The sequence below is a fragment of the Sorangium sp. So ce176 genome (assembly GCF_051519835.1).
Taxonomy (GTDB): Bacteria; Myxococcota_A; Polyangia; order Polyangiales; family Polyangiaceae; genus Sorangium; species Sorangium cellulosum_G.
On record NZ_CP150371.1, the window covers coordinates 159,451 to 174,118 of the forward strand.

General features: G+C 71.9%; 14 protein-coding genes. 4 read left to right on the plus strand and 10 right to left on the minus strand.

Going from position 1 to position 14,668, the window contains the following annotated elements; all coding sequences use genetic code 11:
- Positions 1 to 26 precede the first annotated feature (26 nt).
- Together WMF42_RS00610 and WMF42_RS00615 are read left to right on the plus strand one after the other, a co-directional pair.
- Positions 27 to 845 (plus strand): MOSC domain-containing protein, encoded by an 819-nt coding sequence (locus WMF42_RS00610; RefSeq protein WP_437689742.1) that lies wholly within the window; start codon positions 27 to 29, stop codon positions 843 to 845.
- Between the two features lie 51 nt (positions 846 to 896).
- Positions 897 to 1,373, plus strand: coding sequence for a DUF2059 domain-containing protein (locus WMF42_RS00615; RefSeq protein ID WP_437689743.1), 477 nt, complete (start codon positions 897 to 899; stop codon positions 1,371 to 1,373).
- 38 nt (positions 1,374 to 1,411) lie between these two features.
- Here WMF42_RS00615 and WMF42_RS00620 read toward each other — a convergent pair whose 3' ends face one another.
- The 8 genes from WMF42_RS00620 to WMF42_RS00655 form a co-directional block, all read right to left on the minus strand.
- Positions 1,412 to 2,272, minus strand: a complete 861-nt coding sequence (locus WMF42_RS00620) for an alpha/beta fold hydrolase (protein ID WP_437689745.1) — start codon at positions 2,270 to 2,272, stop codon at positions 1,412 to 1,414.
- A gap of 145 nt (positions 2,273 to 2,417) precedes the next feature.
- Positions 2,418 to 3,212, minus strand: coding sequence for a dienelactone hydrolase family protein (locus WMF42_RS00625; protein WP_437689747.1), 795 nt, complete (start codon positions 3,210 to 3,212; stop codon positions 2,418 to 2,420).
- Between the two features lie 286 nt (positions 3,213 to 3,498).
- Entirely contained in the window at positions 3,499 to 4,350 is an 852-nt protein-coding gene (locus WMF42_RS00630) for a dienelactone hydrolase family protein (protein WP_437689748.1), read from the minus strand.
- Positions 4,347 to 5,330 carry a TauD/TfdA dioxygenase family protein gene (locus WMF42_RS00635; protein ID WP_437689750.1) on the minus strand — a complete coding sequence of 328 codons (984 nt, stop codon included), beginning with the start codon at positions 5,328 to 5,330 and terminating at the stop codon, positions 4,347 to 4,349. Before WMF42_RS00635 ends, WMF42_RS00630 begins: the two co-directional genes overlap by 4 nt.
- Before the next feature lie 183 nt (positions 5,331 to 5,513).
- Positions 5,514 to 5,882: a DUF5615 family PIN-like protein gene (locus tag WMF42_RS00640; RefSeq protein ID WP_437689752.1), complete on the minus strand. Its 369-nt coding sequence runs from the start codon at positions 5,880 to 5,882 to the stop codon at positions 5,514 to 5,516.
- On the minus strand, positions 5,879 to 6,115 hold the full coding sequence (locus tag WMF42_RS00645; RefSeq protein WP_437689754.1) for a DUF433 domain-containing protein: 237 nt from the start codon (positions 6,113 to 6,115) through the stop codon (positions 5,879 to 5,881). Before WMF42_RS00645 ends, WMF42_RS00640 begins: the two co-directional genes overlap by 4 nt.
- A gap of 399 nt (positions 6,116 to 6,514) precedes the next feature.
- Positions 6,515 to 8,809 (minus strand): DUF2169 domain-containing protein, encoded by a 2,295-nt coding sequence (locus WMF42_RS00650; protein ID WP_437689756.1) that lies wholly within the window; start codon positions 8,807 to 8,809, stop codon positions 6,515 to 6,517.
- Positions 8,810 to 9,156: 347 nt separating this feature from the next.
- Positions 9,157 to 10,869 (minus strand): hypothetical protein, encoded by a 1,713-nt coding sequence (locus WMF42_RS00655; RefSeq protein WP_437689757.1) that lies wholly within the window; start codon positions 10,867 to 10,869, stop codon positions 9,157 to 9,159.
- 345 nt (positions 10,870 to 11,214) lie between these two features.
- Between WMF42_RS00655 and WMF42_RS00660 the strand changes: the two genes are divergently transcribed.
- Entirely contained in the window at positions 11,215 to 12,168 is a 954-nt protein-coding gene (locus WMF42_RS00660) for a helix-turn-helix domain-containing protein (RefSeq protein ID WP_437689758.1), read from the plus strand.
- Positions 12,169 to 12,382: 214 nt separating this feature from the next.
- Here WMF42_RS00660 and WMF42_RS00665 read toward each other — a convergent pair whose 3' ends face one another.
- Together WMF42_RS00665 and WMF42_RS00670 are read right to left on the minus strand one after the other, a co-directional pair.
- A complete protein-coding gene (locus tag WMF42_RS00665; protein ID WP_437689759.1) occupies positions 12,383 to 13,210 on the minus strand; it encodes an SDR family NAD(P)-dependent oxidoreductase in 828 nt (275 codons plus the stop codon).
- A 113-nt stretch (positions 13,211 to 13,323) separates the two neighbouring features.
- Positions 13,324 to 14,190 carry a class I SAM-dependent methyltransferase gene (locus WMF42_RS00670; protein ID WP_437689760.1) on the minus strand — a complete coding sequence of 289 codons (867 nt, stop codon included), beginning with the start codon at positions 14,188 to 14,190 and terminating at the stop codon, positions 13,324 to 13,326.
- Between the two features lie 152 nt (positions 14,191 to 14,342).
- Here WMF42_RS00670 and WMF42_RS00675 point away from each other — a divergent pair, with 152 nt between their 5' ends.
- Positions 14,343 to 14,648, plus strand: coding sequence for an ArsR/SmtB family transcription factor (locus WMF42_RS00675; protein ID WP_437689761.1), 306 nt, complete (start codon positions 14,343 to 14,345; stop codon positions 14,646 to 14,648).
- The last annotated feature ends 20 nt before the right edge of the window (positions 14,649 to 14,668 follow it).

The following is a 14,668-nucleotide window of genomic DNA, read 5'->3' on the forward strand; positions in this document are numbered from 1 at the left end:
AGTGGAGCGTGGTATAACCGCGCGCAATGCGCATCTCCGCCATCCACATCTATCCCGTCAAGGGCTGCCGGGGCGTCGCGCTCGACGCGGCGTCCCTCGACGAGCTCGGCCTCGCCGGCGACCGACGGTTCATGATCATCGACCCCGACGGCAAGCCGCTCACGCAGCGCCCGCTGCCGCGCATGGCGCTCATCGAGACGCAGCTCTCCCCGGGCTCGCTCACGCTCCGCACCGACGGCCGCGCGCCGCTCTCCGTGCCGCGCGCGGCGCAGGGCGCGCGGCTGCTCACCGTCGAGGTCTGGAGCAGCACCGGCCTCCAGGCCGAGGACTGCGGCGACGAGGCCGCCGCGTGGCTCAGCGAAGCCCTGGAGCACCCGGCGCGGCTCGTCCGCATCGGCGAGGCGTTCCGCCGGCCCGTCCTCCGGCCCTCGGTGGCGCGCCCGGAGGACGTCGTGACGTTCGCCGACGAGTTCCCGCTGCTCGTCATCTCCGAGGCCTCCCTCGCCGATCTGAACGCGCACCTGGAGGAGGGCGGCGCCGCGCCGGTGCCGATGGATCGCTTCCGGCCCAACCTCGTCGTGCGCGGGTGCGCCGCCTTCGACGAGGACCGGTGGGGCCGCGTCCGCATCGGAGACGTCGTGCTCCGCGCCGGCGGCCCGTGCGCCCGCTGCGTGGTCACGACGACCGATCAGCTCACCGCGGAGCGCGGCCTGGAGCCGCTCCGCACGCTCGCCACGTACCGGCGCGACCCGCAGAAGCGCGGCGATCTCAACTTCGGTCAGAACTACATCCACGAGACGAAATCCGGCGCGCTGCGCGTCGGAGACGAGGTGGCGCTGGCGTGATCAGGCGCTGACGGCGCCGGCGACGCGGCGCGTCCGTGATACAGGAGGAGCATGAGAAAGCATGCGCTTCGTTCCTGGATCGTCTCGCTCGCCGTCATGGCCGCCCTCTCGCTCGTGTCGCTCGGCAGCGCCCACGCCGGAGAGGCAGAGAAGAAGCTCGCGCGGGAGCTCACGCACCTCGTCATGCCGAAGGAGGTCTACAACGCGCTCCTCGATCAGCTCATGTCCAACATGGGCGCCTCGATGCAGCAGGCGGGCGCGAGGATCTCCGCGAGCGACGCCGGGAAGCTGAAGGCGGTCGTCGCCGAGGTGCTGCCGTACGACGAGCTCGTCCAGTGGAACGTCGAGATCTACGCGGGGAAGTTCACCGCAGATGAGCTGAAGGAGCTCATCAAGTTCTACGGCACGCCTGTCGGAAAGAAGGCCGCGAAGCTGCTCCCCGAGATCAGCGGGGAGGTGGGGAAGAAGGTCGGCGCGGTCATCGTCCAGCGGATGCCCGCGGCGATGCGGAAGGCCGGGATCCAGTAGCGCGCGCCTGGCACGCCGCGCGAGGAGGGCTGTCCGCGCTACCGCTTGTAGACCAGGAAGCCGGCGATGGCGTCGAGGAGCGCCCGCGGCTCGTCGGCGCGCACCGCGTGGCTGCTGCGCTCGAAGATGCGGAGATCGGCGCCGGGGATGAGGCGCGCGATCTCCTCCGAGAGATCGGGCGGGCAGATCCAGTCGTGCCGTCCGGCGATGACGAGGGTGGGCACCTCGATCTCGGGGAGGCGCGGCGTGAAGTCGAACGTGCGCATGAACCGCTCCAGGGCGACGTTCCACGCATCGACGTTGTAGAGGGTGCGCGCGCTCGACTCGGCCGCCTTCCGCGGATCGAAGGTGGTCGAGTAGAGCGGCCCCAGGATCTCGAGGAGCTCGGCGAACTGCGCGTCGCTCTCGAGCGCGCCGGCCCAGAGGCGCTCGCACGCGGCCCTCTGCCGCTCGGTGCCGCGCTCGGCGACGATCTGCTTCGCCCGGTCGATGAGGCGGTGGCTGGCCGCCGTGGCCACCAGGATGAGATGAGAGATGTGCTGCTGGTACCTGAGCGCATAGGCCATGGCCACCATGCCTCCATAGGAGGTGCCCATGACCACGATGCGATCGAGGCCGAGGTGCAGGCGCAGCGCCTCCATGTCCTCGACGTTGTTCTCGAGGGTATACGTGTCCTTCGGCCCGCGCGCCGAGCGGCCCTGTCCGCGGTGATCGAAATAGACGAGCTGCGCCCGGTCGGCGAGCGGCGTCATCCCGGCCTTGTGGGAGGAGTGGTCGGCGCCCGGCCCGCCGTGCACGACGAACATCACCGGCTTCTCGCGCATCTCGGGGCCGTCGGGGACGAGGCCCATGCCGTCGATGTCGAAGTAGATCTCGGTGTCCCTGAGCTTCGCGCGCATGGCGCGAGGGTAGTCGATCGGGGGAGCCGGGGGGCGAGGGGCGTCCGGAGGAGCGCGCGGCGGGTGCGCGCGGAGTAGCAGCGGAAGCGCAGCTTGCTGCATGGGCAGCAGCGGCCGCCGGGGCGGGAGCGCGGGCGGGGTGCGGTCAGGCGACGCCGTGCTGAGCGAGCCAGTCGAGCTGGCGCTGCCAGGCGTCGGAGGCGGCCTCGGGGCGGTAGCTCGGCCGGTAGTCGGCGTAGAAGGCGTGGGGGGCGTCCGGGTAGACGTGGATCGCCGAGCGCGCCGCGCCGGGCGCGGAGGCCGCCCGGAGGGCGCCCTGCAGCTCGGTGACGGTCGGCAGGGGGATGCCCTGGTCCTGGCCGGCGTAGAGGCCAAGGACGGGCACCTGGAGGGCGCTGGCGACGTCGATCGGGTGCTTCGGGTGCGTCTCGGTGCGATCGCCGGTGAGGCGGCCGTACCAGGCCACCGCGGCCTTCAGCGACGGGTTGTGCGCGGCGTACAGCCACGTGATGCGCCCGCCCCAGCAGAAGCCGATCACGGCCGCCTTGCTGACGTCCGCCTTCCCGGAGGCGCCCGCGAAGGCCACGCTCGCGTCGAGGTCGGAGAGCACCTGCTGGTCGGGCACGCGGCCCGCGAGGGCGCGGAACTCGTCGATGGTGCCGAGGCGGCTCGGGTCGCCCTGGCGGAGGAACAGGTCCGGGGCGAGGGCGTAGTAGCCGCGCTTGGCGAGGCGGCGGACGACGTCGCGGATGTGCTCGTGGACGCCGAAGATCTCCTGGATCACCAGCACCAGGGGAAAGGGGCCGCCGGAGGCGGGGTGGGCGCGGTAGCCGGGGAGGTCGCCGGCCGGTGCGGGGACGGTGACGGCGCCGGCGATGAGGCCTGCGTCGTCGGTGTGGATGGGCTTCGGAGCGTTGCTCTCGGCGATGGGGGCGGTCATGGCCGGCCGACGGGCAGGCTTCGTGCCACGGGCGAGGCGACTGGCCGGGCGGCCGACCCGGGTTGAGGCGGCCGACCCGGGTTGAGGCGGCAGCCGACCCAGGTTGAGGCAGCCGACCCAGGTTGAGGCAGCCGACCCAGGTTGAGGCAGCCGACCCAGGTTGAGGCAGCCGACCCAGGTTGAGGCAGCCGACCCAGGTTGAGGCGGCCGACCCAGGTTGAGGCGGCCGACCCAGGTTGAGGCGGCCGACCCAGGTTGAGGCGGCCGACCCGGGTTGAGCCGCCGCCTACCCCGCCGCGCGCGCGCCCTCTCCGGCGACCGCCTGCGGCCGCGGCTGCGCCGCGCTCCCGGTGCGCTCGGCGAAGAACTCCCGCGCGCGCCGCCACGCGAGCTGCGCCGCCTCCGCGTGGTACACCGCCCGCGTCTCGTTGAAGAACCCGTGCCGCGTCCCCGGGTACACGAACCCGATCAGCTCCCGCCCCGCCGCCCGGAACGCCTCCTCCACCGCGGGCGCCCTGGGCGTGATCGCCGGATCGTCCTCCGCATAGTGCACCTGCAGCGGAAACCTCACGCTCTTCACCTGCTCCAGCGGCGGCGCCTGCCCGTAGAACACCGCGCCCGCCGCGAGCTCCACGCCCCCCACCGCGAGCTGCCCCACGAGCCCCCCGCCCAGCGAGAACCCGACGGCGGCGATCCCCCCCGGGCGCACGTCGGCCCTGTCGGCCAGGTGCGCCACCGCGGCCTGCGCGTCGGGCAGGTACGTCGACGTATCGCGGCTGCTGAACCACGCGAACACCTTCTTCAGCCGCTTCTGCTCCTCCGCCGGCAGCCGCGCGACCACCTCGTCGCGATCCACAGCGCGCAGCAGCCCCACGCCGCGCGCCACCTCCGCCTCGGTGAACGTCCGGTGGGCCGCGTCGTGCGAGTACAGGTTCGGCGCGAACGCCAGGTATCCCTCCTGCGCGAAGCGCCTGGCCAGCGCGATCGTGTGGGCGGTGAGCCCCAGCCCTTCGTGCAGGATCAGCACCGCCGCCGTCGGCGAACGCCCGCCCGTCACGGGGCGGACCTGCACCGCCTCCACCGTCCCCCGGGGACCGAGGAACGACGTCCTCTCGACGCCCGCGCTCGCGGCCGTCACGCCTGCACCTCCGCCTCGGGCGCCCTTTCCTTGCGGGCGGCCTTCAGCTTGCTCGGCGGCCGCTTGCCGAACGGCTCGCCGGCCACGATCTCCGAGCGGACCCCGTCGATCCCCACCGGGATGTCCCCGGTCAGCGTCACGCGGTAGAGCACGCGCTCCACGTCGAGGTGCCCGAGGTCCTGCGGCCCGAGGTGCGCCGTCGCCCGGTTGTCCCAGAAGGCGACGCTGCCCGGCTCCCACCGGAACCGTACGGTGTACGTCGGTCGGCTGATCTGCTCGAAGAGCAGGTCGAGGATCGCGGCGCTCTCGCGGGGCGACAGCCCCACGATGTGGCTGGTGAAGCCGGGGCTGACGAACAGCGCGCGCTCGCCTGTCTCGGGGTGGACGCGCACCACGGGGTGGACCGAGATGAGCGGGTTCTCGCGCACCTTGCGCAGGTACGGGCTGTCCTGGTCCTGCGGCGCGAACCGCAGCCCGAAGCGGTGCTCGGCGCGCAGCCCGTCGACGAGGGCGCGGATCGGCGCGGACAGCCCCTCGTAGGCGGCCACGAGGTTGGTCCATGTGGTGTCGCCGCCGTAGGGCGGCAGGATGTGCGCCCGCAGGATCGACGCCGCCGGCGGGTTCACGGCCGCGGTGACGTCGGTGTGCCAGCGGTTCTCGTAGCTGAACCGCCTGCCGTAGCGCCGATCGTAGCGGCGGCTGTCGATGGCGAGGATCTCCGGGTGCTCGTCGAACGGCTCGTCCTCGTGCGGGTGGGCGTACGTCACCTCGCCGAAGCGCGCCGCGAAGGCGATCTGCTCGGCGTGGCCGAGCGGCTGGTCCCTGAAGAAGACGACCTTCCACTTCAGCAGCGCCGCGCGGATGGCCGCCACGGCCTCGTCGGGCAGCGGCTTCGAGATGTCGGCGCCGTGGATCTCGGCGCCGATGTGCCCTGCGAGCGGCTTCACCTGGATGGGTTGATCGGATGGTCTCTGGCTCATGGGTCTCCTCCGCGCCGTTCCCCCCGCCACGGCAGTGGCGATCAGCGGCATCCCGGCTATGCGGATGTCGTGCCAGGGAGGGAGCGCGGCGCGCGCGGAGGCGGTTGGGAGGCGAGCGGCCTGCGGAAGCGCCCTGTGCCGGGTGACCGAGGTAGCCGGGCAGCGCGCGATGTCGTGCCTTGTTTATGTCCCCTGCTTCGGCGACAGGCTCCGGATGCGAACGCGGCCATCGTTGGATAGCACCGTGAAGGCCCCCTCGAGCTCCGCGCCGCATTCGTGGAAGAGCGCTGATACCATCTCGGCTCGCTTCGGATAAGGAACGCCCGCGAGCCGCAAGAGGACGACTCCCCGGTGAGCGCATCCTTCCCGCACGACGAGCTCGCCGAAATCCTTGTCGTCGGTCAGCACGATGGCGTTGTGCTCCGCAGCCAGTCGGAGGACCTCGCTGTCGGCGATCGTCGGGGCGATCTCGGCGACCTGCAGGACGGTCAGCCCATCCGCGCGCAGGCGCTCCAGAATGGGTGCGGCGATGTTCTCGTCGGCCAGGATCAAGAGGCTGCCCGGAGCGTCCGGACCCGTTCAAGGCGCACGGCATCGACGGCAAACGCGACGGCCGCCGAGAGGTCTTCGCGTGTTATCTGGGGGTGAGCTGCGAGGAGGTCGTCGAAGGTCATGCCGCCCGCCAGCTCCTCCAGGACATGCTCCACGGTGATGCGCGTACCGCGGATGACAGGCTTGCCCAGCATCACTTCGGGGTCGCTCGTGATCCGATCCATGTCGTGCATGCGGTCCTTTCCCTACCGAGCCTAGCACCAGTGGACGAGCCGGGGGGAGGAGATGCCGAAGGTGAGGCCGTGATGTCACCGCACCGCCGGCGGGGCCGCGCTCGCGCGCCTGCTGCGCGAGGCCGACGCCGCGCTGTGCCCTCCTGCGTGCTCAGCGCCGGCCCAGCTCGCGCTGTCGCCGCTTGGCCGTGAGCTCGCCCGGAGAGGCCACCGACTCCATCGGTACGTTGTACGCGGGGGACGCAGCGCTGGTGTTCGAGCGCAGGCTGTCCGGTCGAACCGTGACGCGCATGCGAGCGCTGCGCCCCGAGGCGGTGCTCGCCTGGGACGAACTCACCTCGACCCTGCCTGAACCACCGCGTGTCCCGTGACCTCGGCGCCTCGGCACGATCGTCGTTCTCAGGACCCGGGGGCGCGCATGCGGTGCGGGGCCGCGCGGTGCGCGTCGGTGCTCCGCAGCTCGCGTTGCCGCGCGAGCTCGCGCTGAAGCCCGCTGGCGAGGCTCCGGCTCTCGGCGAGGCGCCTTGCCCAGACCCGCTTCAGCCGCACCCACAGGGTGCGGCGGATGCCGAGCGAATCGAGCGCGGCGGCGAGGTGGCCGCGCTCGGCCGCCACGGTGAGCCGCGCATAGTCGCCGAGCTCGAAGGGACGGCGGTGCGCCTCCCATTCCTTGACGTAGGCGGCGTCGTAGGCGTCGCGGAGCGCGCGCCCGCCGCGCCTGTCCTCGTCGTCCATCGCGGCGGTCCAGCGCCGCTCGATGCCGGAGAAGCGCGCCTCGGAGAGCCCGTGTGCGCCCAGCACGTCGGCCCGGGACGCGCGCCGCTCGGAGAGCTGCGCTGTAATGGCCGCGTAGCGCTCCACGCTGACGTCCGCCGTGTCCTCCGGCGGGGCGGTAGGCGTCTTCGCCTGCGGGGCGCTGAGGGGCGACGAGGAGGGCGCGGGCGGCGCGCTCGACGCAGGCGGCGCGCTCGACGCAGGCGGCGTGCTCAGCGCGGACGGCGCGCTCGAGGTGGGCGCAATGCTTGGCAGAGTCGGCGCGCTCGATGGGGGCGGCGCGCTCGGCGCGAGCAGCGAGGGCGGCGCGCTCGGCGCGAGCAGCGAGGGCGGCGCGCTCGGCGCGAGCAGCGAGGGCGGCGCGCTCGAAGCGGCCGGCGCGCTCTCCGTCGACCACGTCGGGCCGAGAATGGGGGTAGGCATCGCCGGATGTCGCTCCGCAATGGCCGTCCAGATCGCTGGAAATGGCAGCGCCGCGGACGCAGACGCGCGGGCGTCGTCGTCAGGGGACAGTGCGAACGTGGCGAACGGCGTGGCCGCGGAGAGCGCCGCCGCGGCGAGCGACGTGACGGCAGAGAGCGGCGCCGTGACGGCGGGCGGCGTGCCCATGGACTGCGGCGCCGCCTCGGCCGGCGTCGTGTCCATGGAGGGCGCCAGCCCCGCGCTCGGCGCCGCGCTCGGCGCCTGGGCGCGCTCGAACGGCAGCGCTTGCCGCACGCTCGCCGCTGCGTCCTCGTCCGGTCCGAGCACCACCGTGGCCGCAGGCGCAGCCGGCGCCACCTTGAACGGGATCACCGTGCGGCACATGGCCGCCTCCGCCTCGTCGGGCTGCAGGAAGGCCGTCTCGGCGGGGCGCGGCCGGCTCGCGGGCTCTTCGTCCGCGATGAGGAGGGTGCCGGCCCGCCCGCGCTGCGACGACGCCGGCGCCGTCGCCTCGGCGCGCGTCGCGCGCTGCGGCGGCGCCCACGCGACGGGGGTGCCCGCGAGCTCGACGCCCGCCACGATGCGCACCGCCGCGAGCGCGCCCGCGTGCGGGAGCGGGAAGCTCCGCCGCCAGACGACCGTGCACCGCTGTTCCTCCCCGTCGATGTGCAGCGTGTCGGCGACCAGATCGAGGCGCATCCCCTCCGCCACGCCGAGGCCCCCGAGGCCGTGGATCCGCGCCGCGCCGCGCGCGCCGGGCAGGCGCATGGCGAGGCGCGGCAAGCTCGGGTGGAGCCCCTCGAGCAGGATCCACTCGTCGCCGCGCAGGTGATCGATCTGCTGTCCCTCCGGCGCCGCCTGGAAATAGGCCCAGTCGAAGCCGTCGGGGATCTCGACGATGGGCGCCTCCAGCGCCTTTCGCGGCGTCGCGCCGAGCCGCCGCCTGCGCGCCGGCAGCGCGCGCGCGATCGGGCCGAACCCCGCCGGGCGGCTCGGGTCTCCCGGATCGACGATGTTCGCCGCGGCGGGGTCAGGGCCCCTCCCGAACGGGTTCTCCTGCCCGTCCACGCCGCTCGCGGCGCGGTCGCAGGTCAATGGCATCCGCTCGAAGCCGTCGCTGTCGCGGACGAGGAGCTGCCTGTCGAGGAGGATACGGCTGCTGTCGGCGACCGCGAGCCGCACGTGCATCGATTGCGCCCTCGTCCCGCGCGGCGCATACGCGTGCCCCGTGAACATGACATCGGCGCGACCGAGGTAGGGGGCGAGGTCGCTCGCGAAGCGGATGCCCCGGATCGGGTTGTTGCCGTGGTGCACCTCCCCGCGAAAGATGGGCTGCGGCGCGACGACAGGCATCTCCGAATCCGGAGCGAAGGCGAAGGTCGCCTTGACGATCGCGGTGAGGTGAAGCTGTCCCTGGGCCGTGCGCCACGCCATGGCGGCCGCGGTCGTCCCGGGGAGCGCCGTCACGGCGTCGCTGGATAGAGCGGGCTCATGCATCCTGCTCCACTCGATATCACGGAGAGCACGCCGCAGCCCGTTACGGCTTCGCGACACCCGTTACGGCTTCGCGACAATGGAGTCCGGGGCGCCTGGACCGTGCGAGCATTGGAGAGCCCGCAGCGTCGCTCGATCGTGCGCGGTCGCACCCATCTCTCCACGCGGGCTCGGCCCGATCGGGTCACGCACCCAGACCCACGCCGGAGCATGGCTGGAACTTTTTAGCATGGCTTCAGGGGACGATCGCCCCCGCGTCCGTGGATGCTCGCCACCGCCACGAATATGTTCAAAAATTCATCAGACAGTCCACCAGATGCTGGCACGGTGCCCGCCGGCGCGGCGATCTCTCAGGGCGTGATCCGCGTGATGGTCCGGCTGGCCCTTTGCCAGACATCGCCGACGAGGGTTGCATTGATGGTCGCCGTCGCGGTCCCCTGCCAGGCCAGCGGCGCGTCGATCGTCATGGTCCCAGCGTCCCAGGTCGAGATCGACACTGGGCCGGAGCACCCGGGACACGCATTGACGCCGGTCACTCCGGCGAGCGGAAAATCGAAGTGAGAGCCGCTGCCGTTGCTGACGCCGAAGACCCAGGTCGGCGCGCTCCCGGCGTAGGCCTGGAGGTAACCGACGTGGGTGCTCCCTTGCGAGAGCAGGCCGAGCCCCCAACCGGACTCGGTGGCATCGTACCAGAGCCCGCCGAGATCCGGTGAGCCGCCGGCACCCCAGATCCACGCCACGCTGTCGCGCCCCGAGCTGCCGTCGAGCTGCCAGGCCAGCTCACCGCGATCCGAGGACGTTAGCTCCAGGCTCGCAGCGCCGACCACGGTCGCGGTGATTCCGGTGCCGGTCCAGCGCGTGCGATACAGCTCGCCGGTCCAGGCGCTCGGGCCGTGAGACAGGATGGCCTGGTACCAGATCGGCGCGCCGCCCGGATCGAACGTGTACCACGTCATGACGACGCCATCGCTATGGCTCAGGTAGCGAACGTCGAGACCGTTGTTCGGACGGCTGAGATCGTCCCAGAGCCCTCCCTGGGGCGTCGGCGCGAGCGGCGGGTTCTCGCCGATCACCGTGACATCGCCGAGGGTCGGGCTCGTGGCGGTGGTGCCATACACGACGGTATAGAGATACCGATGGCCAGGCGAGATGGTCTCGACGCGCTGACCGGCGACGCGCGTGTCGATGATCTGCGGCGCGCCGCCGTCGATCCGGCGCACCAGACGGGCAGCGCTGACGTCCGACGTCGACCAGACCAGGTTGGTCGTGCTGGCGGGCGCGACCACGCGGTCGGGTGTCGCCGTGATCGTCGCGGTGGGGCCCCGGCCGACGACACCGTAGTTGTAGAGGAGCATCCCGTCGCCCCAGAGCTGGATTCCATGGGACTCGCCCCCGGCGATGGGACCATAGCTGAGCGAGCCGTCGTGGGCTGTGGAGAGCTCGATCTCCGGTCGATTGGGCGGCCGCGCGACCACGCGGATGTTCGTGGCCCCGCCGCCGTGCCAGGTCAAGGTCGTGTAGAACGTCTCCCGCGGCCCCAGCCGCGCTTCCCAGGGCGAAGCGCCGAAGCTGGCGCCGATATGGCACTGGTACTGCGAGGGCATGACGCCGCTCCAGAGGGTGCCTGGAGCGAGCGGGTGACAAGGCATCAGGGGACCGGCCTGCGGGGTCACGCTGACCGCTGTGTACGGCGGCGGGCAGGGCTCGCACGAGCTGAAGCTCAGCCCTGTCGTGTCGCGGCACGTCACCGCGTTGTCCCATCCGAGCCCGTAGCTGGGCACGCTGGAGCTGAAGTAGTACTCGAACGGGTGCCGCCCCGGGGGACACGCGAGCCACGGTTGTGGCGCGGCGCCCTTGCGAGACCCCGAAATCGAGGCGTCCTCGAGCACGATCACCTCGTCATAGGGCGTCGTGGCGGGCGTATCGACCTCCGAAGAGCTCCTCCCCTCCGTGCCGACATCGAGCGCGCGCGCCGTGTCGGCAGGGTCGAAGTCAGCATAGGGCCCGCTCGTGCACGCCACGACCGGCGCCGAGCCGGCGATGACGGCGAGGAGAGCGATCACCGGGGGACGATGCGCGCTCGTCGGCGCTCGGGGATCCCGGCGTGGGGAGGTCGGAGCCGAGGGGGCAGAATTCAAACGAGAAGAAGATACCATTGAATCCTCCTCATTGGGTCGATGGCTCATCACGGCTCTCCGGCTGCCGGCCGAGGAGCATGGGGGTAGATCCAGTGGGTCGGAGCGGCCGCCGGCTGCGCGCGCCCGGGGGGCGATCCGGGCTCGCCTGCTGCGTCCGTCATGACCCCTGGAACCCTAGGACGGGGCTGGGCGGCCGGCTCGGACGACAGCGCACCACGATTCGACTGAGAGTGCAGCCGTGGGGCTGTCGGCGTGGTAGCGTCGAGGCGCATGTTCGCTTCTTTCACTACAGACGCCGTTCCGGAGAAGGAGCGCGCGGAGTACTGGCAGGAGATGGCGGGCCGGGTGTTCCTGGGGCTGCGCACCGAACGGCGCGGTCGTGGTCCGTTCTTCGGCATGCTCGAGGGGCGCGGGGCCGGGTCGCTGTGGGTCACCCGGCTTCATTCGTCGGCGCAGGGGGTCTTCCGCGGGGAGCCCGAGATCGCGCGCGCGTCGCGCGAATGCTTCTTCGTCGCGATGCAGCTCGCCGGGGTATGCACGCTGCGCCAGGGGCGCGAGGTCCGTCAGGCCGAGCCGGGCGACATCGAGCTGCTCGATGGCACTCGTCCTGGCGCGCTGTCGTTCGAGACCGACTACGAGCGGGTCGTCGTATCCGTCCCCTACGACCTCTTGCGACCGAGGCTGACCGACATCGACCGGGCGGTCGGCAATGTTGTCATGGGCCGACAAGGCGTCGGAGCGCTGGTGTCGAGCTACATGCGCGCCTTCGCGCAGAACGTCCTGCCCGAGCCTGTCACGGGGTCGGCCTCCGACATCCTCATCGAGCTGCTGGCGCTCGCGTGCAATGCGCCGGAGGCCGGCGCGAGCTCCGATGGCGCGGCCGTGCGTGAAGCCCGGCGCTGCGCGCTGAAGCGGTACGTGGAGCGCAACCTCGCCGACCCTTCGCTGAGCCCGGCGACCGTGGCCGCGCGCTGCGGCATGTCGACGCGCTACCTTCACGGGTTGTTCGCCGAGAGCGGCGAAACGTTCATGCGCTGGGTCCTGTCGCGGCGGCTCTCGCGATGCCGCGACGCCCTCGTCGATCCGGCGCTCCGAGCGCGCGGCATCGCCGATATGGCCTTCGCCTGGGGCTTCCGCGACGTGTCGCATTTCGGGCGCGCCTTCAAGGCGGCCTTCGGGATGACGCCGCGCGACTGGCGGCGCGCCGGGCGAGCGTCCGGCTGATTCGGCGCCCGCCTCGTGCGCTGCATGGCGAAGGATCAGCCGTCAGGCGAGCCGTGCTTCGCGAAGCCGGCGGGGGCCGGCGGCGTGGACGCACGGCGCAAGGGGCACCGCACCCGGTCCAGCAGAAGCAACGGAGGGCGAGCTCCCCAGGCCCGGAGCTTGCCAGTTGGGTGCGGGTTGGGGCCATGCCGCCACGAGGGGTTGCGATCCGTCGCTACACCGCCAGCGCCTCGGTCAGCTCCCAGAGCCGCTCCTGCGCGGCCTCGTCGAGCGCCGCCGTCGCCGCCGGCTTGGTGCGGCTCTCCTCGAAGTATTCCCCTGTCACCCCGTCGAGCTCCGGCGCCGTCGCCACGTGCAGCGAGCACGCGGCGCCCTGCTCGGGCGTGAGCAGGAACAGCTGGAAGAGCTTCACGAATATCTTCGGAAAATCGCGCGTGAGCTCCGTCGCGACAACGCCTGGGTGGACGGCGTTGACCGTGACGCCGGTGCCCTGGAGCCGCCGCGCCAGCGCCTTCGTGAAGAGCACGTTCGCGAGCTTCGACTGGTTGTACGCGGCGCCCGAGCTGTACTTCCGCCGCTCGAACTGCAGATCGTCCCAGCCCATCTGGCCGCGATAGTGCAGCTTCGACGAGAGGACCACGATCCGCGACGGCGCGCTCTTCTTCAGCAGCGGGAGGAGCTCCTGCGTGAGCAGCCACGTCCCCACGTGGTTCACCCCGAACGTCGCCTCGAGCCCGTCCCTGGTCGTGCTGCGCGAGCGCTGCCACACCCCCGCGTTGTTCACCAGGGCGTCGAGGCGATCGTGCGTCGCGCGGAGCTTCTCCGCGAAGGCGCGGATGCTCGCCTTGCTCCCGAGATCCAGCGCCATCACCTCCACATCGTTGTTGCCGGTGGTGCGCGCGATGTCCTCGCGCGCGGCCTCGCCCTTCCCGGTGTCGCGGCACGCAAGCACCACCGTGGCGCCGCGCTGCGCCAGCCCGCGCGCCGTCTCCTTGCCGATACCCGTGTTGCCGCCGGTGACGATGCAGACCTTCCCGTTCATGCGGTTCTCTCTCTCTCTCTCGACTGTCTCGCTCGTTGTTTTGCCAGCCGACACGGCACCTCCGCGCTCCCCCGGCGCCGTTCGAGCCACCATGCCGAGCAGCGCCCCCGCGGTCAGTCCACGGCCGCCGTCACGATCCACACGGCGCCGCCCATGCGCACGCCCTCGGGGCCGTCGAACGGCGCGATCGCCTCGCGCAGGTCGGCGCGCACGCGCTCGACGAGCTCCGGCCCGGCCTGCGCCTGGCGGAGCGCTGCGGAGGCCGGGCCCATCTGCAGGAGGAAATCGACTGTCTCGCCGAGCGATCTCCCGCCTGCCACCGACAGCTCCCGGTCGACGGGCTCGAGCTGGACGCGGGCGAACCCCGCGCGCGAGAGGATGTCTCGCACGCGCCCGGCGTCGGCGAACGCGAACGGGCCGGGCGCGTGCGGGTCGGGCGGAGGCATCGGGAGGTGCCTTGCCGCTGTCATGGCCGGCACGAGCAGCCAGGGGTTCTCCTGCATCGATCGCCAGCAGACGAACGCGAGCCGCGCGCCGCTCCGCAGCGCCCCCCGGAGGTTCGCGAAGGCCGCCTCGGGCTCGGCGAAGAACATGACGCCGAAGCGCGAGTAGAGGAGGTCGAACGGCCCGGGCAGCGCCGCCGTCTGCGCGTCCGCGTTTTCGAAGGCGACGTTCGCGGCGCCCGCGGCCCGCGCCGCCGCGCGCGCCCGCTCCAGCATGGGCGCAGAGATGTCGACGCCCACCACGGAGCCGCCCGGCCCGACGCGCCGGCCGAGCTCCAGCGTTGTCTCGCCCGACCCGCAGCCGACGTCGAGGACGCGCTCGCCCGCGGCGATCCCGGCGCGATCCATCGCCAGGGCGCCCAGCGGCCGGATCTGCGCCGAGATGATGTCGTGGAGCGCCACCCATTTCGGTCCGGCGACCTCGTTCCAGTACTGGATCTGGTCGGCGTTCGGTCCAGCAGCTTCGATCATCGCCATCGCTCTCTCTCCTGTCCCTCCGAGGTTACACGTTCAGCTTCGAGCCCGCACAGGCTCGAACCGGGCGCCCGTACAGCAGGGCGAGGCAGGCTACTTCGCGTTTTTTCGAAGAAGCGCTTGCGCTCATACTTCGACATTGTTAGAAGTAGTGCGTGCCGCCGAAGCTCGACCGCCACGCCGAACAGCTCGCCGCGCTCGGTCATCCCGTGCGCCTGGCTGTCCTGCGCTTCGTTGTGCAGGCCGGCGCCGAGGGCGCTCCGGCCGGCGACATCCAGGCGCACGTCGGACTGCCGGCCTCGACGCTGAGCCACCACCTGAAGCGGCTCGTCGATGCGGGTATCCTGAGGACGCGCGGGGAAGGCACGTTTCATTACTACAGCGCTTCCTACGACGAGCTTCGCGCCCTCACGGAATACCTGTGGGAGGACTGCTGCAAGCGCGGCAAGACGTGCTGCTGAATTTTTTTTCTTCACTATTT